The sequence below is a fragment of the Methylobacterium sp. Leaf456 genome (assembly GCF_001425465.1).
Classification (GTDB): domain Bacteria; phylum Pseudomonadota; class Alphaproteobacteria; order Rhizobiales; family Beijerinckiaceae; genus Methylobacterium.
The window spans coordinates 173,324-195,123 of the sequence record NZ_LMQV01000003.1 but is presented as its reverse complement, the minus strand read 5'-3'; the positions used below and the strand labels follow the sequence as shown (position 1 = coordinate 195,123).

The 21,800-nt window shown below is 70.2% G+C and carries 22 protein-coding genes and 1 other annotated feature (1 of these 23 cut by a window edge); of the genes, 16 read left to right on the top strand and 6 right to left on the bottom strand.

Annotated features, from left to right (window positions below; all coding sequences use genetic code 11):
- Nucleotides 1–5: 5 nt before the first annotated feature.
- Nucleotides 6–689 carry a GntR family transcriptional regulator gene (locus ASG52_RS05115; RefSeq protein ID WP_056239970.1) on the bottom strand — a complete coding sequence of 228 codons (684 nt, stop codon included), beginning with the start codon at nt 687–689 and terminating at the stop codon, nt 6–8.
- A 362-nt stretch (nt 690–1,051) separates the two neighbouring features.
- Between ASG52_RS05115 and frc the strand changes: the two genes are divergently transcribed.
- The 4 genes from frc (at nt 1,052) to ASG52_RS05105 (ending at nt 5,474) form a co-directional block, all read left to right on the top strand.
- Nucleotides 1,052–2,329, top strand: a complete 1,278-nt coding sequence (frc, locus tag ASG52_RS05110; protein ID WP_056239966.1) for a formyl-CoA transferase — start codon at nt 1,052–1,054, stop codon at nt 2,327–2,329.
- 133 nt (nt 2,330–2,462) lie between these two features.
- The gene (locus ASG52_RS27795) at nt 2,463–2,621 is read left to right on the top strand and encodes a hypothetical protein (protein ID WP_200945572.1); all 159 of its coding nucleotides are present in this window, start codon (nt 2,463–2,465) and stop codon (nt 2,619–2,621) included.
- A 342-nt stretch (nt 2,622–2,963) separates the two neighbouring features.
- Nucleotides 2,964–3,140, top strand: coding sequence for a hypothetical protein (locus ASG52_RS26880; protein WP_156383789.1), 177 nt, complete (start codon nt 2,964–2,966; stop codon nt 3,138–3,140).
- Nucleotides 3,141–3,356: 216 nt separating this feature from the next.
- The gene (locus ASG52_RS05105) at nt 3,357–5,474 is read left to right on the top strand and encodes an ABC transporter ATP-binding protein/permease (protein WP_056239964.1); all 2,118 of its coding nucleotides are present in this window, start codon (nt 3,357–3,359) and stop codon (nt 5,472–5,474) included.
- 174 nt (nt 5,475–5,648) lie between these two features.
- Here ASG52_RS05105 and ASG52_RS05100 read toward each other — a convergent pair whose 3' ends face one another.
- Nucleotides 5,649–6,452 carry a fructosamine kinase family protein gene (locus tag ASG52_RS05100; RefSeq protein ID WP_056239961.1) on the bottom strand — a complete coding sequence of 268 codons (804 nt, stop codon included), beginning with the start codon at nt 6,450–6,452 and terminating at the stop codon, nt 5,649–5,651.
- Nucleotides 6,449–6,913, bottom strand: coding sequence for a low molecular weight protein-tyrosine-phosphatase (locus ASG52_RS05095; protein ID WP_056239958.1), 465 nt, complete (start codon nt 6,911–6,913; stop codon nt 6,449–6,451). Before ASG52_RS05095 ends, ASG52_RS05100 begins: the two co-directional genes overlap by 4 nt.
- Nucleotides 6,914–7,019: 106 nt before the next feature.
- Between ASG52_RS05095 and ASG52_RS05090 the strand changes: the two genes are divergently transcribed.
- Both ASG52_RS05090 and ASG52_RS05085 read left to right on the top strand, forming a co-directional pair.
- Entirely contained in the window at nt 7,020–7,271 is a 252-nt protein-coding gene (locus ASG52_RS05090) for a hypothetical protein (RefSeq protein WP_056239955.1), read from the top strand.
- The gene (locus tag ASG52_RS05085; RefSeq protein ID WP_056239952.1) at nt 7,268–7,603 is read left to right on the top strand and encodes a DUF6883 domain-containing protein; all 336 of its coding nucleotides are present in this window, start codon (nt 7,268–7,270) and stop codon (nt 7,601–7,603) included. The genes ASG52_RS05090 and ASG52_RS05085 overlap by 4 nt, the downstream gene beginning before the upstream one ends.
- On the opposite strand, the gene ASG52_RS05080 is transcribed toward ASG52_RS05085, so the two are convergent.
- Nucleotides 7,590–9,422, bottom strand: a complete 1,833-nt coding sequence (locus tag ASG52_RS05080) for an aminopeptidase P family protein (protein WP_056239949.1) — start codon at nt 9,420–9,422, stop codon at nt 7,590–7,592. The two genes, ASG52_RS05085 and ASG52_RS05080, sit on opposite strands and share 14 nt — an antisense overlap.
- 443 nt (nt 9,423–9,865) lie before the next feature.
- On the opposite strand from ASG52_RS05080, the gene ASG52_RS05075 reads away from it, so the two are divergent.
- Nucleotides 9,866–12,154 (top strand): hypothetical protein, encoded by a 2,289-nt coding sequence (locus tag ASG52_RS05075; RefSeq protein WP_082552351.1) that lies wholly within the window; start codon nt 9,866–9,868, stop codon nt 12,152–12,154.
- A gap of 211 nt (nt 12,155–12,365) precedes the next feature.
- On the opposite strand, the gene ASG52_RS05070 is transcribed toward ASG52_RS05075, so the two are convergent.
- The gene (locus tag ASG52_RS05070; protein ID WP_056239946.1) at nt 12,366–13,295 is read right to left on the bottom strand and encodes a 50S ribosomal protein L11 methyltransferase; all 930 of its coding nucleotides are present in this window, start codon (nt 13,293–13,295) and stop codon (nt 12,366–12,368) included.
- Between the two features lie 219 nt (nt 13,296–13,514).
- Between ASG52_RS05070 and ASG52_RS05065 the strand changes: the two genes are divergently transcribed.
- From ASG52_RS05065 to modB, 4 genes are all read left to right on the top strand, one after another.
- Nucleotides 13,515–13,715 carry a hypothetical protein gene (locus ASG52_RS05065; protein ID WP_056239943.1) on the top strand — a complete coding sequence of 67 codons (201 nt, stop codon included), beginning with the start codon at nt 13,515–13,517 and terminating at the stop codon, nt 13,713–13,715.
- Between the two features lie 59 nt (nt 13,716–13,774).
- Complete coding sequence (locus ASG52_RS27790; RefSeq protein ID WP_200945571.1) at nt 13,775–13,945, top strand: hypothetical protein; 171 nt, start codon at nt 13,775–13,777, stop codon at nt 13,943–13,945.
- A gap of 95 nt (nt 13,946–14,040) precedes the next feature.
- Nucleotides 14,041–14,844: a molybdate ABC transporter substrate-binding protein gene (gene modA, locus ASG52_RS05060; RefSeq protein ID WP_056239940.1), complete on the top strand. Its 804-nt coding sequence runs from the start codon at nt 14,041–14,043 to the stop codon at nt 14,842–14,844.
- Between the two features lie 22 nt (nt 14,845–14,866).
- Complete coding sequence (gene modB, locus ASG52_RS05055; RefSeq protein WP_200945570.1) at nt 14,867–15,568, top strand: molybdate ABC transporter permease subunit; 702 nt, start codon at nt 14,867–14,869, stop codon at nt 15,566–15,568.
- 11 nt (nt 15,569–15,579) lie between these two features.
- Here the strand turns inward: modB and ASG52_RS05050 are convergent, their stop codons facing one another.
- A complete protein-coding gene (locus tag ASG52_RS05050) occupies nt 15,580–16,236 on the bottom strand; it encodes a glutathione S-transferase (RefSeq protein ID WP_056239937.1) in 657 nt (218 codons plus the stop codon).
- Between the two features lie 56 nt (nt 16,237–16,292).
- Between ASG52_RS05050 and modC the strand changes: the two genes are divergently transcribed.
- The 5 genes from modC to ASG52_RS05025 all read left to right on the top strand — a co-directional run bounded on the left by modC (nt 16,293) and on the right by ASG52_RS05025 (nt 21,668).
- Complete coding sequence (gene modC / locus ASG52_RS05045) at nt 16,293–17,396, top strand: molybdenum ABC transporter ATP-binding protein (RefSeq protein ID WP_056240010.1); 1,104 nt, start codon at nt 16,293–16,295, stop codon at nt 17,394–17,396.
- 170 nt (nt 17,397–17,566) lie between these two features.
- Complete coding sequence (locus ASG52_RS05040; RefSeq protein WP_056239935.1) at nt 17,567–18,043, top strand: tellurite resistance TerB family protein; 477 nt, start codon at nt 17,567–17,569, stop codon at nt 18,041–18,043.
- Nucleotides 18,044–18,051: 8 nt separating this feature from the next.
- The gene (locus tag ASG52_RS05035) at nt 18,052–18,453 is read left to right on the top strand and encodes a CidA/LrgA family protein (protein WP_056239932.1); all 402 of its coding nucleotides are present in this window, start codon (nt 18,052–18,054) and stop codon (nt 18,451–18,453) included.
- On the top strand, nt 18,450–19,166 hold the full coding sequence (locus ASG52_RS05030; RefSeq protein WP_056239929.1) for an LrgB family protein: 717 nt from the start codon (nt 18,450–18,452) through the stop codon (nt 19,164–19,166). The genes ASG52_RS05035 and ASG52_RS05030 overlap by 4 nt, the downstream gene beginning before the upstream one ends.
- A 426-nt stretch (nt 19,167–19,592) precedes the next feature.
- Complete coding sequence (locus tag ASG52_RS05025) at nt 19,593–21,668, top strand: Hint domain-containing protein (RefSeq protein WP_056239925.1); 2,076 nt, start codon at nt 19,593–19,595, stop codon at nt 21,666–21,668.
- Between the two features lie 125 nt (nt 21,669–21,793).
- Nucleotides 21,794–21,800 (top strand) — a sequence feature (sul1 is cis-regulatory element that is thought to sense ions involved in sulfur or methionine metabolism; They are found in Alphaproteobacteria); it runs 49 nt beyond the window's last position.

Below are 21,800 nucleotides of genomic sequence, written 5' to 3'. Positions count from 1 at the left end.
CCTCATCAATCCAAGTGGTTGCCGTAGCGCTCGACATGGGCGGCCAGCCCCAGGCCGTGCTCGCGCACGAGGCGCTCGGCGAGGTCGGCGTCGCGGGCCTCCAACGCCTCGATGATGCGCACGTGCTCGCGGATCGATTCCGAGGCGCGGTCGCCCTGGCGGAGCGCCGTGTTGCGGATGCCGCGGACATGGACCAGCAGGTTGCCGCACAGGTCCTGGATCACGGCGCAGCCGCCGAGGCGGATGATCTTCTGGTGGAAGCGGATGTTGGCTTCCGAATACTCGTCGAGATGGTCCGACGGGCGGCCCTCGAAGAATTCGGGGAAGGAACGGCGCAGGCAGGCCAAGTCCTCTTCGGGGGCGTTGGCGCAGGCGAGCCGCGCCGCCATGCTCTCCAGGGCCGCCCAGGCCTGGATCATGCCGACGATCTCGCGCTTCGTCTTCTTGACGACGAACACGCCCCGGCGCGGCTCGTTGCGCACGAAGCCTTCCTGCTCCAGCACGGTGAGCGCCTCGCGGATCGGCGTGCGCGAGACGCCGAGCGTCTGCGACAGGCCGCGCTCGTCGAGGCGGACGTCGCCGACCGCGCCGTAGATGTCCATGTTGGTGATGGCCGACTTCAGCGCCTCGTAGGCCAGCGTCCGCAGGCTGGTGGCCGGCACGATCGGCTTGATCGAGAGATTTTCCATCGCGTCCGATTCGACCTTCGCGTCCGAGGGGATGCCTGTCCGGGGTGGTTCAGTCCGCGCAGGCCAAGCGTGGCGTCGCCATGTGTGGAACACAAGCAGACGATTGTCACGAGTTGGGGAGGGTTCAGGCTTGTGTGCAGCGTTGCGCGCCACGCAGCCCCCATCCCCGGTTTGTTGACGTCTGGCATCTGGTATGCCAGAAACCAGAGACGAAGTCGACAGCCGTCGCACTCATCGGAGGCAGGGCGGGCCCTGCTCAACCGGTGGGCCTCGGGACCGGACTTCGCGTAAAGCGGCACGCGGGGCGACGCCATCGCCTCCCGCGCCGATACCGAAAAAAGAATCTGGGAGGGGACCTCGCGATGGGCAAGGCTCTCGACGGCGTGCGTATCCTCGACTTCACGCATGTCCAGTCCGGTCCGACCTGCACGCAGTTGCTCGCGTGGTTCGGTGCCGACGTGATCAAGGTCGAGCGGCCGGGCGCGGGCGACGCGACGCGCCAGCAACTTCAAGACATCCCCGGCGTGGACAGCCTCTACTTCACGATGCTGAACCACAACAAGCGTTCGATCACGCTCGATGCCAAGACGGCGAAGGGCAACGAGATCCTGTGGCGGCTGATCCGCGAGTGCGACGTGCTGGTGGAGAACTTCGCCCCCGGCGCGCTCGACCGGATGGGCCTGACCTGGGACAAGCTGCAGGCGGCCAATCCGGGACTGATCCTCGCCTCGGTGAAGGGCTTCGGGCCCGGCCGCTACCAGGATTGCAAGGTCTACGAGAACGTCGCCCAGTGCGCGGGCGGCGCGGCCTCCACCACCGGCTTCCGCGACGGGCTGCCGATGGTCTCGGGCGCGCAGATCGGCGATTCCGGCACCGGCCTGCATCTGGCGCTCGGCATCGTCACCGCCCTTTACCAGCGCACCATGACCGGCCTCGGCCAGCGGGTCGATTGCGCGATGCAGGACGGGGTGCTCAACCTGTGCCGGGTCAAGCTGCGCGACCAGCAGCGCCTCGGCGAGGGGCCGCTGATGGAATACAGCCAGTACGGCGAGGGCGTGCCCTTCGGCGATGCCGTGCCGCGGGCCGGCAACGATTCCGGCGGCGGCCAGCCGGGGCGCATCCTCAAGTGCAAGGGCTGGGAGCAGGACCCCAACGCCTACATCTACTTCATCACCCAAGGGGCGGTCTGGGGCCCGATCTGCGACATCATCGGCGAACCGGACTGGAAGACCGATCCGGCCTACGCGACGCCCAAGGCGCGGCTGCCGCATCTCAACGAGATCTTCACCCGCATCGAAGCCTGGACGATGAAGCACGACAAGTTCGAGGCGATGGAGATCCTGAACGCCTACGACATCCCGTGCGGGCCGATCCTGTCGATGCGCGAGATCGCCGAGGACGAGGCCCTGCGGGCCAACGGCACCGTGGTCGAGGTCGAGCACCCGACCCGCGGGCGCCATCTCACCGTCGGCAACCCGATCAAGCTCTCGGCGAGCCCGACCGAGGTGACCCGCGCGCCGCTGCTCGGCGAGCACACCGACGAGATCCTGCGCGAGGTGCTGGGCTGCTCGGACGCCGAGATCGGCGAGATCCTCGGGTCGGGCGCGGTGGGCACGATCCACCGCATCGCCGCGGAATAGCGAGGCCGTGGGGTCGTATTCGCGACCCCGCGCTCCATATTAGTGAAGACCCTCCGCGCAATCCGGTGCCTTGGGCTGGTGTTTCGGGCGAACAACCCGAGCCCGTATTCAGGCAGAAACAGCGGAGGCTCTCATGGCCCAGACCAACAACAACGGCGCGGCGCGCTCGGTTACGACCGAAGATTTCAACGAGCGCGTCAAGCGCACCCTGGTCGGCAAGAGCGATCCCCAGCCCAAGGCGAAGCCCGCCCCGCGCCGCTTCCGCACGGGCGCGCCGAATACGGCGAACTGAGCGACCCTTCTCCTATCCATGCCTTCATCCTGAGGCGGCGGCGCGCAGCGTCGCCCTCGAAGGAGGGCTTCGGGGATCGCAGTGATTTCTGGAACCTTCCTTCAAAGCGGCTTCGCGGCCCGCCAGGATGAGGGGATTGGGTCGGACAATCCGTCGAAGACGCCCCGAGGCGCGGGCTTCGCCAACGCGTCATAACCACCGACATCCGCACGATACCGCCACCAGCTCACACTCTCGGAACTTGACTTCCGCGCCATCTGGTATACCAAATACCAATCAGCAAGGCGCGCGGCTCGCAGGCGGGTCGTCCCAGGCGCCGACGCGGCAACGGGAGGACCGGCGATGTCCGACGACGCTCTGGCCTATCTGGTGGAAGCCTTCGGTCACGTGTCCGAGGCCGAGTTGAACGCCTTCCTCGACGCCGCGCCCGTCCCGGCGCAGACCCTGCCCGATCTCCGCGAGACCGTGCTGGCCGCCGCCGTGCCGACGCAGGCGCACGAGCCGGCCCGGGCGGCCTGAGTGGAGCTGCCGGCATCGGTCCACGGTGTCGCAGACCGACCCCGCCGCGCTCTGAAGCCCCCCGACATGACCGAAAATTCACGTGACAGCGGCGCCCCCGCGCCACGATCTCGCCAAGACGGATAGCCAGGGCCGTCGAATTCGGCGATGTCCCCCGGCGGGACAGTCCCGCGCCTCCCGCAGGCCGGGCCGCCAGAGCGAGAGGGAGACACAAGCGTGGCCGCATTCAAGAGCGGGCTCGGCCTACAGGCCGCGCTCACGGCGCTCGTCGCGCTCCTGCTGCTTGCGATGCCGGGCCTGCCCTCGCCGCCGTTCTACGTCTCGCTCGCGGGCTTCGCCATGGCGGGGCTGCTCTACGCCTCACGCGACATCTCGGCCTATCTGAAGATCTTCGTCTCGGTCTACGGTCTCGGCTACCTGCTGCTGGCGCTCTCGAAGACGCTCGCGGCGATGGGCGCACTGCCCGGCGTCGTCGCGGCCCTGCTGCCGCCGGACTTCGCCGCCACCGGCGCGGTCGTGTTCGCCGGGATCGTGCTGGCGATTTCCCACTGGCGCCCGATCCGCGACATCACCCTCATCGCCGACCCCTATTTCGCCAACCGCGACGCGCCGACGAAGGAGATCGGCCTGTTCCGCTGGTTCGGCCGCACGGAAGGCGAGATCGGCCGCAATCTCGTCGGCCTGTCGATCTTCGTGAACTTCGCCGACGTGGCGCTGACGCTCGGCTTCAACTTCTTCTACCGCGACATGTACAACTCGCTGCAGGCGCTCGACGCGGCGGCGTTCTGGTATCAGATCGTCTGGATCTTCGTGCCGCTGGCGGCGCTGAACATCGTCATCGGCATGTTCGACCTCTACGTCGATTCGGCGCTGCAGGTCCGCTGGCGCACGTGGCTGACGCACAGCCTCTACGAACGCTGGCTCGGCCAGGGCACCCACTACCGCATCCCCTTCACCGACGAGGAGGCGGACAACCCGGACCAGCGCATCCAGTCGGACGTCAACGCCTTCATCCAGCAGACCGCGGGCCTGTCGATCCGGCTCCTGTCGCAGGCGGCGCAGCTTGTCTCCTTTATCGTCATCCTGTGGACGCTCTCGCGCGACTTCGTGCTGCCGTTCACCGACACGATCGTGCCGGGCTTCCTCGTCTGGCTGGTGATCGCCTACGCGGTGGTGGGCACGTGGCTCACCCACATCATCGGCAAGCCGCTGATCGGCCTCGATTTCCGCCAGGAGCAGGTGGAGGCGGACTTCCGCTTCGCGCTGGCGCGCAACCGCATCTACTCGGAGCAGATCGCGCTGCTGCGGGGCGAGCGGGCCGAGGCCTCGCGGCTGACGAGCCTGTTCCACGCCATCATCGACAACTACGTCGGCATCATCTACCGGCGCATCAAGCTGATCGCTTTCACCTTCAGCTACCGGCAGGCGAGCACGATCTTCCCGCTCGTCATCGCCGCCCCGTCGTTCTTTGCGAAGAAAATCACGCTGGGGACGCTGCAGCAGACCTCGAACGCGTTCGGCAACGTCCAGAACTCGCTGTCGTTCTTCATCACCGCCTACACCACGCTCGCCGCCTACAAGGCCAACACCATCCGTCTCGGTGCGTTCAAGCGGGCGATGACCAAGGCCGAGGCGCTGGCGGGCGCCGGCTACGGCCTCGCGCAGGGCCACGACCGCTCGGGCGACGTCACCGGCCGCGACCTGACGCTGGCGCTCCCCGACGGGCGCGAGATCTTGCGGGCGCCCTCCCTCACTCTTCCGAAGGGCGGCGCGACGCTGGTGACCGGCCCCTCGGGCTCGGGCAAGTCGACCCTGTTCCGGGCGATCGCCGGCATCTGGCCGTTCGGCAAGGGCCGGGTGGACGTGCCGGAGGGCCAGTTGGCGATGGTGCTGCCGCAGCGGCCCTACATCCCGCTCGGCACGCTCCGCGGCGCAGTGGTCTATCCCGACACCACCGACCAGCATTCCGACGCGGCGATCCGCGACGCGCTGATCGCGGCGCAACTGCCCGCGCTGGCCGACCGGCTCGACGAGATCGACACCTGGGAGCGGCGCCTGTCGGGCGGCGAGCAGCAGCGGCTCGCCATCGCCCGTGCGATCCTGGCCAAGCCCGACTGGCTCTTCCTCGACGAATCCACCGCCGCCCTGGACGAGGCGAGCGAGGCGACGATCTACCGGACGCTGCGCGAAAAACTGCCCGGCACCACCATCGTCTCGATCGGCCACCGCTCGACCCTGCACCAGCACCACGAGAACCGCATCGAGATGGTGACGACGGGCGAGGGCCGGTTCGAGCCCCGCGCCGGGGCACCGCTGGCGGCGCCCGCGGAGTAGGGGTTTTTGGGAGAAGGCGTTCTCTCCTATCCAACACCCTCATCCTGAGGTGCTCGGCCGAAGGCTGAGCCTCGAAGGAGGGCTCCAGGGACCACGCGCGAACTGGAGCCCTCCTTCGAGGCCTCCGCTTCGCTCCGGCACCTCAGGATGAGGGCGCGGGTGGGGGACGCGTCGTCAGACGCCCGCCGCCGCCAAAAGCCCCTCGACCATGCCGCGATACCCAGCCCCGAACAGCCGCAGATGCACCAGCGCCGGCCACAGCTGGTAGAGCGCGACACGCTCCGCCTCGCCCGGCACCGGCGCCCCGTAGGCCTCGCGAAAACCGGGGCCGGGGCGACCGAACAGGGCCAGCATGGCGAGATCGACCTCGACATGGCCGTAATAGGAGGCCGGGTCGATCAGCCCCGTGACGCGGCCCGCCTCGGACAGCACGTTGCCGCCCCACAGGTCGCCGTGGAGCAGGGCCGGACGGGGCCGGGCCGGCAGGCGGTTCTCCAAATCGGCGGCGAGCGTTTCGAGGCGCCGCATCAGCGGGCCCGGCACGTGGCCCGCATGGCAGAGCAGGCGCCGCTCCCCCCAGAAGGCCGGCCAGTCGTCGCTCCAGCCGTTGGCGATGGTCACCGGGCCGAAGGCGTAGTCGGCGTCCCAGCCGTAGCGCTCGCCCGACACCGCGTGCAGGCGGGCCACCGCGCGCCCGAGTTCGGCCGGCATGGGCGCGCCGGCGTCGGGCAGGCGCTCCAGCACGAGGACCGTGTCGTCCACGGCGAGCACCGTCGGGGCAGGGGCGCCGCTCGCATGAATCGCCGCCAGCATCGCGGCCTCGACCCGCGGGGCGGGGCCCGACTTCGCCACCGCCTCGCGCCCGTCGGCGAGGCGGATCAGGACGCACTCCGAAAGGTCGCCGCCGGGCAGCGTCCGGACCTGCGCCAGCGCCCCGCCGAGCAGCGCGGCGGCACGGCCGGCGAGCGCCGCGCTCACGGCCCTTCCGCAATCCGGCGCACCAGCGCCCGGGCGCCGCTCGTCACGTCGGCCCAGGTGGTCTCGAACCCCTCCGGCCCGCCGTAATACGGGTCGGCGACCGGCTCGCCCGCCCGGCCCGGCACGTGGTCGAGGAGGAGGCTCAATTCCGCCCGCGCGCCCTCCGGCCGCAGGGCGCGCAGCTTGGACAGGTTGGCGTGGTCGAGCGCCACGACATGGTCGAAGGCCTCGAAATCCCGGCCGCTCACCTGCCGGCCGCGAAGCCCCGCGATGTCGAGGCCGTGGGCGCGGGCCACCGCGATGGCGCGCGGGTCCGGCGGCTCGCCGACATGCCAGTCGCTCGTACCGGCGGAATCAACGGTGACGGCGAGCCCGGCCCGCTCGGCCTCCAGCCGGAACGCGGCCTCGGCCAGCGGCGAGCGACAGATGTTGCCGAGGCAGACGAAGAGGACGGCGGTCATGGAGGCCGGTCTATCACGCACATGCCTTCGCGGATCCCCCCTCGAAACGACGGCCGGCGCCACCGGGGAGTTGACGGCCCGCGGCGGGCCTCGCACTCTCTCGCGGATGTCGGTCGAGGTCGTCCATCAGTGGCGCGCGGATCGTCCCGAGGCGGCGCTTCGGGAACTCGACGACGTGCGCGTGCTGATCGCCGTGACGACGATGGACGGGGACGCGATCGCGGCGGGGACCGAGGGCACCGTGGTCGCGGTCTGGGGCGACGGCGTGGCCTACGAGGTCGAGTTTCCCGAGCCGATGGGCGCGCTCGCGACGGTTGCGGCCGGTGATGTGGTCTTCACCGGGCGACCCGTGCCGTGAGCGGGTTCGGCCCGCTGCGCATCCCCAACGACAAGATCGTCTCGTATCTCCTGAACATCGACCATCCGAAGGGCGGGCCGAAGGCACGCTTCTTTCTGGGCTTCGGGTTCGATCCCGCCGAGCCCGGCATCATGGCCGATGCCCTGATCGGGCACTTCCTCCTCAATCCGGGTACGCTCGTGCCTTCCACGCCCGTGACGCCCGAGCGCCAGGTCGTGGAAGGACCGATGCACACGCCGGACGGCCGCGACCCGCAGGTGCGCAGCGTCTGGCAGCGGGAAGAGGGCGAGGCGTGGCGCCTCGTCACCGCGGTGCCGCTCACGCGGCGCTGACGCCCTCGGCGAGCGGCCGCGTCGCCGCCGCCAGCCAGTCCCGCGTCGCCCCGTCGAGATCGGGCGCGAGGCTGTCGCGCACCCGCGCGTGGTAGGCATCGACCCAGGCGGCATCGGATTCGCCGAGCAGGTCCAAGTCGATCAGGCGCCGGTCGAGGGGGGCGAGCGTCAGCGTCTCGAAGCCCAGCATCGTGCGTTCCGCGCCCTCGATCGCCCGCGCCTCGACGAGGACGAGGGTCTCGATGCGGATGCCGTAGGCGCCTTGCTTGTAGTAGCCCGGCTCGTTCGAGAGGATCATGCCGGGCTTCAGGGCCACCGTGCCGGTCTTGGCGAGGCGCTGCGGCCCTTCGTGGACCGAGAGGAAGGCGCCGACGCCGTGTCCGGTGCCGTGGTCGTAGTCGAGCCCGACCTCCCACAGGCTGAGCCGGGCCAGCGCGTCGATCTGCGCCCCCGTCGTCCCCTCGGGGAAGACCGCGCGGGCAATCGCGATGTGGCCCTTGAGCACGCGGGTGAAGCGCGCCCGCATCTCGGGCGAGGGCGCGCCCACCGCGACGGTGCGGGTGATGTCGGTGGTGCCGTCGGCGTATTGCGCGCCGGAATCGATCAGAAAAAGCTCGCCGGGTTGCGAGGACCGGTCGGTGGCGCGGGTGACGCGGTAATGCACGATGGCACCGTTGGCGCCCGAGCCCGAGATCGTCGGGAACGACACGTCGCGCAACTCGCCGCTCGCGGCGCGGAAATCCTCCAGCGCCTCCACCGCCGCGATCTCGCTCACCGGCCCGGTCCGGTCGAGCCAGGCGAGGAAGCGCGTCACGGCGAGCCCGTCGCGGTGGTGGGCGGCGCGGGCGCCCGCGATCTCGGCGGTGTTCTTGACCGCCTTCATGGCGGTGACCGGATCGGGCCCGACATCGGCCACGCCGCCGGCCGCCTCGACCCGCCCCTTGAGCGCCGCCGAGGCGGTCGCCGCATCGAGCCGCAACCGCGCGGCCCCGGCGCAGGCCGCCGCCAGCGCCTCGGGGAAGCCGGCGCGCGGATGCAGGTCGGCCAGCGGTTCGAGCGCCGCGCGCAGGGCCGGGTCGATGTCGGGCGAGCCGAGATAGAGCGCGGCCCGGCCCTCGACCGGCACGAGGGCGTAGCCGAGCGCCAGCGGCGTGTGGGCGAGATCGGCTCCGCGCAGGTTGAACGTCCAGGCGAGGTTGTGCGGATCGGACATCACGAGCCCGTCGAGCCCGCCCTCACCGAGCGCCGCGCGGAGGCGGGCGAGTTTTTCGCAGACCGCCTCGCCGGCCAGAGCCTCGGGATGGGCCGCGACCCGGCCCGCGGGCGGGCGCGGACGCCCGGCCCAGACCGCATCGACGAGATTTTGTTCGACCGCGCGCAGGCTCGCCCCGGCCTTGGCAGCGGCCCGCTCCAGCCGCGCGACCCCGTCCGGCGTGTGCAGCCACGGATCGTAGGCGAGCGTCTGGCCGGCTGTCAGATGCGCGCCGAGCCACGCCTCCGGCGTCGTCTCGGCGACCGGCACCACGGTCATGGCGGCGGTGTCGACCTGGGCCGGCGCCTGCACGGTGTAGCGCCCATCGACGAACAGGGCGGCCCCCTCCTGCAGGACGATGGCGGTGCCGGCCGAGCCGGTGAAGCCGGTGAGCCACGCCAGCCGCTCGGCCTCCGCCGGCACGTATTCCGACTGATGCTCGTCGGCCCGCGGCACCACGAACCCGTCGGCCCCGACCTCGCGCAACGCCGCCCGCAGGGCCTCGATCCGCTCGGGCCCCTTGGCGTGGCTCGGATCGTCGAAGGTCTGGAAGCGGGCGCGGGTCATGGGGGAAGGGTTACGCTGGGGGCGGGGCGGGGACAATGCCGGGGTGGAGCGGCGGTGCCGCTGCCGGCCCTGCGCCGGACGACACGGAAGCCGACGTTTTCCAAGCCTGAATGATCAGCCCATGGCAATGGACCGTCCCGAGAGGCGAAACACCTTTTCAGAAACGTTTGCCAAGAGAGCTCGCGAAGGCAATCCTGTGTTGCATCCACAGCAGATACGCGGCTTTTCTATTTCAGATTGCGCAATCTAAATAACCTATATTCAAAAATCGCTCTCCTTCAAATGTCCAGAAATATCATGCGTAAAATCATTCATATCTCCACAACAAACTATTAGACTGCTCAGCAGCGTATAGGCACAAGGCTAATCTGGAAAAACAGCTTAGCCTCAGCACTGGACCGAACGGTCTTCAGCGTCGCCTGATATCGATACGGGATACAGCCATGCCTGCGCTACTCGCCAATATCGTCGAAATCACGGGAACGGAAGATTCGGGCGTCGCCATCGGCGGAACGCTTCTGGGCCTCAATCTCGGCAGCATCGCCTCCGTCAGCATCAGCGGTCTGCCGACGGGCGCCACCCTGTCGTCGGGGATCAACCTCGATCTCGATCCACAGAACATCGCCTCCGGCCTGCTCGACGGCCTGATGCTCAATCTCCCGGAGAACTTTTCGGGCAACTTCCCGCTCACTGCCACCGTCAAACTGATCGGCGGACTCATTACGCTCAATACAGGCCTCAATGTCTCGATTACCGGCCTCAACGACGCGCCGTCCGACATCGTCGTCGTGGGCGCCCCTCCGGTCGCGTCGGAGAACGGTGCGAACGGCACCCTGGTGGCCAGCCTGTCCGCCTCCGATCCGGATGTCGGCGATTCCCTGACTTGGTCCCTCACGGACGATGCGGGCGGTCGCTTCTCGATCGACGACAGCGGACACATCCGGATCGCCGACGGCCTCCTGCTCGACTTCGAACAGGCCGCCTCGCACACCGTCACGGTCCGGGCCACCGACACGAGCGGGGCCAGCACGGACCGCGCCCTCTCGATCGGCATCGCCGACGTCAATCCGGAGACCATCGTTGGGGACGGTCGCGCCAACACGTTCTACGGCGGGAAAGGCAACGACAGCATCGACGGCGGCGCCGGTGCCGACAGGATGGTCGGCGGGGCGGGGTCCGATACCTACTATGTCGACAATGTCGGCGACCGGGCCGTCGAGGCGAACGGTGCCGCCGGCACCGATCTGGTCTACGCCTCCGTCTCCTACGCGCTCGGCGGCTCGGAGCTGGAAAACCTCACGCTCACCGGCACGGGCAACCTCAACGGCAGGGGCAACTCCATCGCCAACATCCTGATCGGCAACGGCGGCGCCAACGTCCTCGACGGCAAGGGCGGCGCCGACACGATGATCGGCGGAGCCGGCTCGGACACCTACTATGTCGACAACGTCGGCGATCGGGCCGTCGAGGCGAACGGCGCCGCAGGCACCGATCTGGTCTACGCCTCCGTCTCCTACGCGCTCGGCGGCTCGGAGCTGGAAAACCTCACGCTCACCGGCGCGGGCAACCTGTACGGCAGAGGCAACTCCATCGCCAACATCCTGATCGGCAACGGCGGCGCCAACGCCCTCGACGGCAAGGGCGGCGCCGACACGATGATCGGCGGAGCCGGCTCGGACACCTACTACGTCGACAACGTCGGCGACCGCTGCGTCGAGGCCAACGGCGCCGCCGGCACCGACCACGTCTACGCCTCCGTCTCCTACGCGCTCGGCGGCTCGGAACTGGAAAACCTCACGCTCACCGGCACGGGCAACCTGTTCGGCAGAGGCAACTCCATCGCCAACACGCTGACCGGCAACGGCGGCGCCAACGTCCTCGACGGCAAGGGCGGCGCCGACACGATGATCGGCGGAGCCGGTTCGGACGCCTACTACGTCGACAACGTCGGCGACCGCTGCGTCGAGGCCAACGGTGCCGCCGGCACCGACCACGTCTACGCCTCCGTCTCCTACGCGCTCGGCGGCTCGGAACTGGAAAACCTCACGCTGACCGGCACGGGCAACCTCAACGGCACCGGTAATTCCATCGCCAACATCCTGATCGGCAACGGCGGCGCCAACGTCCTCGACGGCAAGGGCGGCGCCGACCGGATGATCGGCGGGGCGGGCTCGGACACCTACCACGTCGACAACGTCGGCGACCGCTGCGTCGAGGCCAACGGCGCCGCCGGCACCGATCTGGTCTACGCCTCGGTCTCCTACTCGCTCGGCGGCTCGGAACTGGAGAATCTCACGCTCACCGGCGCGAGCAACCTCAAGGGCACTGGCAACTCCATCGCCAACACGCTGACCGGCAACAGCGGCGCCAACGTCCTGGACGGCCGGGGCGGTGCCGACATCCTGATCGGCGGGGCAGGCTCGGACACGTTCGTGTTCGCGACGGACCTGGGGCCGACCAACGTCGATCACCTCAGGGATTTCTCTGCCGCAGCCGACACGATCCATTTGGCCCGGAGCATCTTCTCCTCCCTGACGCGGGGCGAACTGGCCGAGACAGCGTTCAAGGACTTGTCGCTGGGCCATGTCGATGCGGACGACAGGATCCTCTACGACAAGGATACGGGGGCCTTGTCCTACGATTCCGACGGCAGCGGCGCGAAGGCGGCGATTCAGTTCGCCGTCATCGACACGAAGGCCACCCTGACCCACGCCGACTTCTTCGTCGTGTGATCGGCGGTTTGGCCGGGACGCTCACCGAAGCGATCCCGGCCCCTCGACGGGCGTTGGAACGACACCCGCCGCGACACCGAGCCCAAAGCCGCAGCCGGCGTCGCGGCGGGTGTTTGACCAAGACTTCGAATGAAGACTTCGAACGATGAAGTGGGCGGCGGCGAGCGGTCGAGCCGAGGCCCGCCCCGAAGAATCTCAGCGCGGCAAATATCTACCGCGGTCTGGCCGCCGCGCCGCCCCGGCGCAGGACCAGGGTGGCCCAGCCCTCGATCAGGCCGGAGCGGGCGAGGTGGAAGCCGCGGTGGCGGTAGGTCGAGAGGACGCCGGGCACGTCGCGCTCGATCAGGCCCGACAGGATCAGCACGCCGTCGTCGGCCACCACCGCGGTGAGCGTGGGGGCGAGGCGCTTCAGCGGCCGTGCCAGGATGTTGGCGAACACCACGTCGAAGCCGCGGGGACGGTTCGCAAGCGCGTGGCGCACGCCCGGCCCCTGGTAAAGCCGCATCAGGGGCCCGAGCCCGTTGAGGCGGGCGTTCTCGCGGGCGGTCAGGACGGCTTCCGGGTCGAGGTCCCCGGCGACGACCGGCGTATGAAGCGCACGGGCGGCGGCAAATCCCAAAATGCCGGTGCCGGTGCCGACGTCGAGCACGCGGGCCGGGCGGCGGCGCTTCAACTCGGCCACCAGCGCCCGCAGGCAGCCGAGCGTCGTGCCGTGGTGCCCCGTGCCGAAGGCGAGCGCCGCCTCGATCTCAATGGCGAGGTCGTTGGGGCGCACGTGCTCGCGGTCGTGCGAGCCGTGGACGAGGAAGCGCCCGGCCCGCACCGGCTTCAGGCCCTCGAGCGAGGCCCGCACCCAGTCCTGCTGATCGATGGTGTCGAACGAGACCGCGTCGGCCTGATCGCCCACGAGCGGGCGGATCAGGTCGCGGATCATCTCCGCGTCGGGCTCTTCCGAGAAATAGGCCTCGAGGCGCCAAGTCCCGGTCTCCACGCCGGTCTCCTCGACCTCGAAGGCGGCCACCGCCGTCTCCATCGGATCGAACATCTCGCCCAAAAGTTCCGTCATGGCGCGCGCGGACGGTTCGTCCGTGATCAGGCGCAGGACGTGCGTGGGACGGTGCGGCGGCAGGCCTTCGAGCATGGAGCGCCCTCTACCATCCGCCGACCCGTCCGGCCACGGGTTTTGCTAGGTGCGCAATCGCGGCGCCGGATGTCACGGGCGCGCCACACGCAAGCCCGAACCCGCCTAATCCGCAGGCAAGATGTTTAATTTTTGGACGAAATCCGCGGAACCGGCGCCGAAAACCCGCGTTCACACCCGCACTTCGTTCACCACAGGCGTCCCCGAGTTCCGGTCGTCATGACACCCAGATCTGCCCGTTGCCGCCCGCCCATCGTCGTCAAGCAGGAACCGCGGCCCGACCGCCGCCGCCCCGGCCGCCCGCCGATTCTCGACGCGGGCGCCCTCGAGGCGCCGCTGCCGGGGTCGCTGCTCGTGCTGCTGAGCCGCCTCCACCGCGCCGAGACACGGCCGGGCGAGGAGCCGCCCCCGCAGGGGTGAGGAACCTCTAAGCGCCGGCCGTCTTGTCGGCGGGACGAATGTTTGGAGAGGATGACCCGATGGCTGTTGTGTCGCGTGCGATCTACGACGAGGGCCGGGCCGCCAAGGCGCAGGGGCAGCCGGATTCCGCCAACCCCTACGAGGTCGGCTCGCAGCAGAGCCTCGACTGGCTCGAAGGTTTTACGGCGGGCGAGCCGGAGCCGTCGGCGACCGGGCCGGACAACAGCTGAGGCTTGAAAGGAAAGGCGCCGCCCCTGGCAGCGTCGTTCCCGCTCAGTTATAACGCTTCCGGGCCGTCGCAACGGCGGCGCCGGAGGCTCGTGTCATGCTCGCATCCCGCCGCGTCTGGATCGCCGGACTGCTCCTCGCGCTGTCCGCGGGGGGCCTCGCGCCGGCCCGCGCCGAGGAGCCGGTGACGGTCTTGGCCGCCGCGAGCCTGAAGAATGCACTGGACGAGGCGAGCGCGGCCTGGACCAAGGCGACCGCGAAGACGACGCGGATCTCGTATGCGGGCTCGAACGCGCTGGCCAAGCAGATCGAGGCCGGCGCGCCCGCCGACCTGTTCGTCTCCGCCGACCTCGCCTGGATGGACTATGCCGAGAAGAACGGCACGATCCGCTCGGACACCCGCGTCAACCTCCTGCGCAACGCCATCGTGATGGTGGCGCCGAAGGGTGCTTCGCAGAGAATCGCGCTGGAGCCCGGCGTCGATCTCGCCAAGGAGCTCAGCAAGGCACTCGGCGGCGGGCGGCTCGCCATGGGCAATGTCGAGGCGGTGCCGGCCGGCAAGTACGGCAAGGCGGCGCTGGAAAAGCTCGGCGCCTGGGACGGCGTCAAGGGACAGGTGGCGCAGGCCGAGAACGTGCGGGCCGCGCTGCTCCTCGTTGCCCGCGGCGAGGCCCCGCTCGGCATCGTCTACGCCACGGATGCGGCGAGCGAGCCGGGCGTCGAGGTGGTGGCGATCTTCCCCGAGGGCAGCCATCCGCCGATCGTCTACCCGGCGGCGCTGATCAAGGAGTCTCGGAATGCCGACGGCGCGGCCTTCCTGACCTATCTGCGCAGCCCCGCCGCCCGGCCGTTCTTCGAGCGCCAGGGCTTCGTGGTGATCGGCACGGAGAAGCGCTCCTGAGCGCCGAAGGTCTCAGCGCGCCGTGCTGAGCGGGCTCGGCCTCACCCCCGACGAGGTGACGGCGCTCCTGCTCTCGGTGAAGGTCGCAAGCGTCGCGACCCTGTGCAGCCTGCCGCTGGGCCTCGCCGTGGCGTGGCTGCTCGCGCGAAAACGCTTCCCCGGCCACGCGCTGCTCGACGGGCTGGTGCATCTGCCCCTGATCCTGCCGCCGGTGGTGACCGGCTACCTACTGCTGCTCGGTTTCGGCCGCCGCGGCGTGTTCGGCGGCTGGCTCGCCGAGATCGGGATCGTGCTCTCGTTCCGCTGGACCGGGGCGGCGCTCGCCTGCGCGGTGATGGGGTTTCCGCTGATGGTGCGGGCGATGCGGCTGTCGATCGAGGCGGTCGACCGCAAGCTGGAGCAGGCGGCGGGCACGCTAGGCGCGGCCCCGCCGCTGGTGTTCCTGCTCGTGACGCTGCCGCTGAGCCTGCCCGGCTGCCTCGCCGGGGCCGTGCTGGCCTTCGCCAAGGCGATGGGCGAGTTCGGCGCGACGATCACCTTCGTCTCGAACATCCCCGGTGAGACCCAGACCCTGCCGTCCGCGATCTACACCCTGACCCAGGTGCCGGGCGGGGAGGGGGCGGCGCTCCGGCTGACGCTGGTCTCGGTGGCGGTCTCGATGCTGGCGCTCGTCGCCTCCGAGGTGCTGGCCCGGCGCATGCAGCGGCGGCTGGGGGTGGCGTGATGCGGGCCGCCTCAGGCATAGGCGTAGGCGCCGCCCCGCTCCAGAGCGCGGCCATAGGCCGGCCGGGCGTGGATGCGGGCGAGCCAGTCCGTCACCCGCGGCCCCGCACCGGTCCCGCGGGCGAAAAAAGCTTCGAGCGGAAAGCTCATCATGATGTCGGCGGCGGTGAAATCCTCGCCGCAGAAGAACGGGCGTTCGGCCAACTCCGCCTCCCAGTAGGCGGCGTGGCGGCGCAATTCCGGATCGACGAAGCCGCCGGTGACTTTGTTCGCGATTGCCCGCACCAGCGGCCGCAGCAGGGCGGGGCTGCCGGGGGCCAACCGCGAAAAAACGAGCTTCAGCAGCAGCGGCGGCATCGCCGAGCCCTCGGCGTAGTGCAGGAAGTAGGTGTAGCGCGCTCCCTCGGCGCTGCCGGCCGGCGGCACCAGGGCGCCGCCCGCGCGGGTGGTCAGAAACTCGACGATGGCGCCGGTCTCGGCCACCACCTGGCCGTCCGCCTCGATCACCGGCGACTTGCCGAGCGGATGCACGGCGCGCAGCTCCCGCGGGGCCAGCATCGTGGCGGGGTCGCGTTCGTAGCGCTTCACCGTGTAGGCGAACCCGAGTTCCTCGAGCAGCCACAGCACCCGCTGCGAGCGGCTGTTCTCCAGATGGTGGACGGTGATCATCGGCGCTCCTGGCTTGCCGCCGACAACGCATCAAACCTGCGGTGGAGCCCGCCCCGGTGACGATCGAGATCGACGTCGCGCTGCGCCGCGACACGTTTTCGCTGGAAGTCGCCTTCACGGCGGGCGCCGGGCTCACCGCGCTGTTCGGGCGCTCCGGCTCGGGCAAGACCACGGTGATCGACCTGATCGCGGGCCTCGCCCAACCGCAGCGCGGGCGCATCGTGGTGGACGGCACCGTGCTGCTCGATACCGCCAGGGGCGTGCGGGTGCCGGTGCATCGGCGCCGGATCGGCTGCGTGTTCCAGGAAGCGCGGCTCCTGCCGCATCTCTCGGTGCGGCAGAACCTGCGCTTCGGCCGCCTCTTCTCCCGCGGCGGCGGCGGTCCGAGTCTCGATGCGGTCGCCGAACTCCTCGGCATCGGTGCGCTGCTGGAGCGGCGCCCGGCGGGCCTGTCGGGGGGCGAGCGTCAGCGCGTCGCCATCGGCCGAGCGCTGCTGGCGCGCCCGCGCCTGCTCCTGATGGACGAGCCGCTCTCGGCGCTGGACGAGGCGCGCAAGCGCGAGATCCTGCCCTATGTCGAGCGGCTGCGCGACGAAGCCGGGCTGCCGATCGTCTATGTCAGCCACTCGGTCGCCGAGGTCGCGCGCCTCGCCTCGACGGTGGTGGTGCTGGAAGGGGGCCGCGTCGCAGGTCAGGGCCCGGTCGATGCGGTGCTCCGCCGGGCCGACCTGATCCCGGACGGGGCGGAGGTCGGCAGCGTGCTCGCCATGACGGTCGAGGGCCACGACGAGGGCGTGGGCCTGACCCTGCTCGCCGGCCCCGGAGAGGGACGTGATCTGCGCCTCACCGTGCCGCTGCTGTCACTGCCGGTCGGTCGGCGGCTGAACCTGCGCCTGCCCGCCCGCGACGTGCTGCTGGCGACCGAGGCGCCGCGGGGGCTCTCCGCCCGCAACATCCTGCCCGGCCGGGTTGCGGCCCTGCGCGAGGAGGGGGCCGCCTGCCTCGTGGAGGTCGCCTGCGGCCAGGCGATCCTGCTCGCCCGCCTCACCCGCGCCTCGGCCCGCGACCTCGGACTCGCGGAAGGCTCCCCCGTCCACGCCATCGTCAAGAGCGTCGCGCTCGATGCGGGGCTGGCGCCCGGCGGGCGGATCGAGATCTGATCCAGAGAGCGATGCGTTCGTCTCATCGTTCTCTGCCCGCACGACCGCGCGGCGGCGGTCGTCCGCTGGACGCGCCGATCTCGACCGCAGGGCGGGATCGGCGCACTTGGAATGGATATGCGCCGCGACTCTCCCACCCCGCGCCCGGATGGGTTACGAGCGTTCCCGCCATGGCCCTGCTGTCCCGCCTCTTCGCCTACGCCTCCGCCGCCTTCGGCCTGCCGCCGGAGGCCGAACCGCTGCCCGACGGCAGCGAGGAGCACCTCGCCGCGACCGCGCTGCTCGTCCACGTCGCCCGCGCCGACGGGGTGCTCGACACGACTGAGTCCGAGCGGCTGGTCCGGCTGGTGCGCGGGCGCTACGCCGGGACCGATGCGGAGGCCGCGGCCCTGATCGAGCGCGCCGCCGCCTTCGACACCCAGACCCGCGACCTCGCGAGCCTGGTCGAGCGGATCGGCGAGGACGGCGCGCCGGAGCAGCGCGAGAAGCTGCTCGCCATGGCGTGGTCGGTCGCGGGCGCCGACGGGGCGGTCCACGAATTCGAGGACGCGCTGGTCTGGCGGCTCGGCAAGCTGTTGGGGTTCGACGAGGCCGGCATCCACGCCGCCCGGCGCCGGGCCCAGGGCGGCGCCACACCCCTCGCCTGAGCGCCCCGATGATCGTCAGCCTCACCGCGATCCTGCTGGCGCAGCTCCTGGGCGAGGCTCTCGCCCGCGCCGTCGGCCTGCCGGTGCCGGGGCCGGTGATCGGCATGGCCCTGTTCCTCGCCTTCCTGGCGCTGCGCGACCGCTGGCGCCCGGCCTCCACCCGCTTCCTGCCGCCGCCGCTGGTCGATGGCGGGGTGGAGACCACGGCCAAGGGGCTGCTGGCCCATCTCTCGATCATGTTCGTACCGGCCGCCGTCGGCATCGTCGGCCGGCTCGACGTGCTGGCGAGCCACGGGATCGCGCTCGCCATCGTGCTGTGCCTCTCGGTGACGCTGACGCTGGCCGCGACCGTGCTGACCTTCGTCGCGGTCTCGCGGCTGATGGCCCGGCGGGGCGCTGAGCGGCCATGACCGGCGACTTCGCCCTCTGGGTCTATCTCAGCCGCACGCCGCTGCTGTGGCTGACCGTGACGCTGCTGGCCTACGCGGTCGCCGACCGGTTCTTCCAGGCCGCTGGGCGTCACCCCATCGCCAACCCGGTGATCCACGCGGTGTGGATGATCGCGCTGGTGCTGCTCGCCACCGGCACGCCCTATCCGACCTACTTCCAGGGCGCGCAGTTCGTCCACTTCCTGCTCGGCCCCGCCACCGTGGCGCTCGCCGTGCCGCTCTACGAGCGCCGCGAGACGGTGATGCGCGCCCTCCTGCCGATGGGCGCGGCGCTCGTCGTCGGCTGCCTCACCGCCATGGGCTCGGCACTGGTCTTCGCGAAGCTCGCCGGCATCCCCTTCGACGTGATGCTCGCCATGGCCCCGAAATCCGTGACCACGGGTGTGGCCATGGGCATCGTCGAGGCGCTCGGCGGCGACCCGACGCTGGCCGCCGTGCTGGTGATGCTGACCGGCATGGCCGGCGCCGTCATCGTCACGCCGCTGATGCGCCTGCTGCGCGTCGAGGACATGCGCGCCCGCGGCTTCGCGGCGGGCCTCGCCGCCCACGGGCTCGGCACGGCCCGCGCGTTTCAGGTCAGCGAGGTCGCCGGCACGTTCGCCGGCATCGCCATGGGGCTGAACGCGTTCCTGACCGCCGTGCTGGTGCCGGTGGCGGTAAGCTTTTTGCGCTGACGCGGCGACGGCCGATCCGACATCTGATTCGAGCCTCCATCACCGAGCCGGCTCGTGCTCGGACCAACGATTCGTGTGCCGGACATCGCATCCGAGGGCCGGGCAAGAAAGCCAAAGCGCTTTGCCGGATAATCCCAACGACTTTTCCTATTCATCACTGTCATAATCAACAAAATGGCAAAGCTATGTTGCATATAAAACACTATTATTAGTTAATAATGTGTAAAACGGTGAAATGACGGAGTCATGACCGTCTTTGGACGTGCACCTCCCTCGACTCGTGCAGGCACCCGGCCCCAGAGATCGGGAGCGAAGTCAGTCTCATTACCGAAACGGCGCCCTGTCCTGACAAACAGCGCCCATCGTGTCGGCCGCCACGCCGAAGACAGACCGAGCGGGAGATTCATAACCAAAAGAGGGTCGAAAATGGCCAATTACTTCGCGACGACCGGCGCCGACATCGTCAGTGAGACCAATACGGCCAACGGCACGCCGGCCAACGACAGCATTTACCTGCAGAACGACATCACGCTCACCAGCGGCCAGTTTCCCAACCTCAATTCGCCCACGACGGCCGGAACGCTGCGCTTCCGCGGCGGCACGCCGGCCAACTACCCGGCGACGGGGGCACCGGCCAACCCGATCAACTACCGGCTGACCGTCGTCGATTCGCTCAACATCAGCGACACGACGGTCGGGACCGACCAGCCGAGCTTCACCATCGGGCCGCTGACGCTGCAGATCGGCAACGGCGGGACCGCCGGCGGGATCGCGGGCAACATTCGCGTCGACGACGGCGGCGTCATCGAGTTCAACCGCTCGGTCGACACCACCTATACCGGCACGGTCAGCGTCGAGGACGAGGGCAACGCGATCGTCAACGACGTCGCGGGCACGACCGTCACGCTCACCGGCGCCGCGGGTACCCCGGGCGGCGTCGCGATCCGCGCGAGCCAGAACACGGGTGCTGCCGATTCCTTCGAGCTCACCCTCGGCGGTGCCGGCAACGGCGTCGTCAGCGGCACCATCATCGACCAGAACACCGAGACGAACAGCGGCGCCCTGATCAAGACCGGCGGCGGCACCTGGACGCTCACCGGCGCCAACACCTATGCGGGCGGCACCACGCTGTCCGGCGGCAACCTCGTGCTCGGCAACACGAGCGCGGCCGGCACGGGCGACATCACCTTCTCGACGCTGACGGGCAATGCCACGGCCCGCCTCACCCTCGACACGGCGGCGCAGGTCAACGGCGTCACCTTCGGCAACACCATCGCGAACTTCAACGGCAGCAGCGAACTCGACCTCGCCGGGCTGACCAATGCCAGCGTCAGCTTCAACAGCACCAGCAGCCTGCTGACCGTGACGGGCCTGCGCGGCGGCAGCAACTTCAGCCAGAGCTTCACCCTCGAAAATCCGACCTCGACGGCTTACGAGGCGCGGGACGACGGCAACGGCGGCACGGTGGTCGTGGTCTGCTTCGCCGCCGGCACGCGCATCCGCACGGCGCTCGGCGAGCGGGCGGTGGAGAGCCTCGCGGTCGGCGACTTCGTCGTCACCGGCTCCGGCGCGATGCGGCCGATCCAGTGGCTCGGCCACCGCACGTTCGAGTGCCGCCGCCATCCGCAGCCGAGCCTCGTCATGCCGGTGCGGATCGCCGCGAACGCCTTCGGCCCCGGCCGCCCGAGCCGCGACCTCCTCGTCTCCCCGGCCCACGCGATCTGCGTCGAGGAGGGCGGCGAGGTGCTGATCCCGGCGATTCGCCTCGTCAACGGCACCACCGTCGCGCAGGTCGAGGTCGAGAGCGTGAGCTACTGGCACGTCGAACTCGACAGCCACGACATCCTGCTCGCCGAAGGCCTGCCCGCCGAGAGCTACCTCGAATGCGGCAACCGCGATGCCTTTGCCAACGCCGCGGTCACGCGCCTGCACGCCGTGCCGGACGCTTGGCCGGAAGGTCCGCAGCCGTTCTGCCGCCCGTTCCACGAGGACGGCCCGGAGGTCGAGGCGGTGCGGGCACGGTTGGAGACGCGGGCGCGGGCGCTGGGCTGGCGCCTCGACGCGTCGCCGCTGGCCGGGCTGCACCTCGTCGCCGACGGCGCCGCGATCCTCCCCGAGGTCGAGGGTCTGAGCGCCCGCTTCACGCTGCCGGCCGAGGCCCGCGACGTGCGCCTCGTCTCGGAGACGAGCGTCCCCGCCCACGTGATCGCGGGAACTTCGGACGACCGGCGGCTGGGCCTGCCGGTGGCCGGGCTCTCGATCGACGGCACCCCGATCGCGGTCGACGATCCGCGTCTGGAGGCCGGCTTCCACGCGGTGGACGGCGACGGCAACGGAGCGTCCTGGCGCTGGACCGACGGCGCGGCTCTGCTGCCGGCCTCGCTCTTCGCCGCGTGCGACGGCCCGGTCTCGCTGGAAGTCCGCCTCGCCGGCCCCGCCCTGCCGCGCTGGGTCGGCCCGTCCGCTCGGGTCGAGACCGCCCCGCGCCGGCTCACCGCCTGAGCCCCGTGCCGTCGTCCGAGCCGGCGGCGCCTTCCCGACGAAGACCGGCAACGGCCCCGCCCATGGCGGGGCCGTTCTGCCGTGTTGCGCCGCATCACCCCACATTGTAGGAGCGAGGGCATTCGCCTGGAC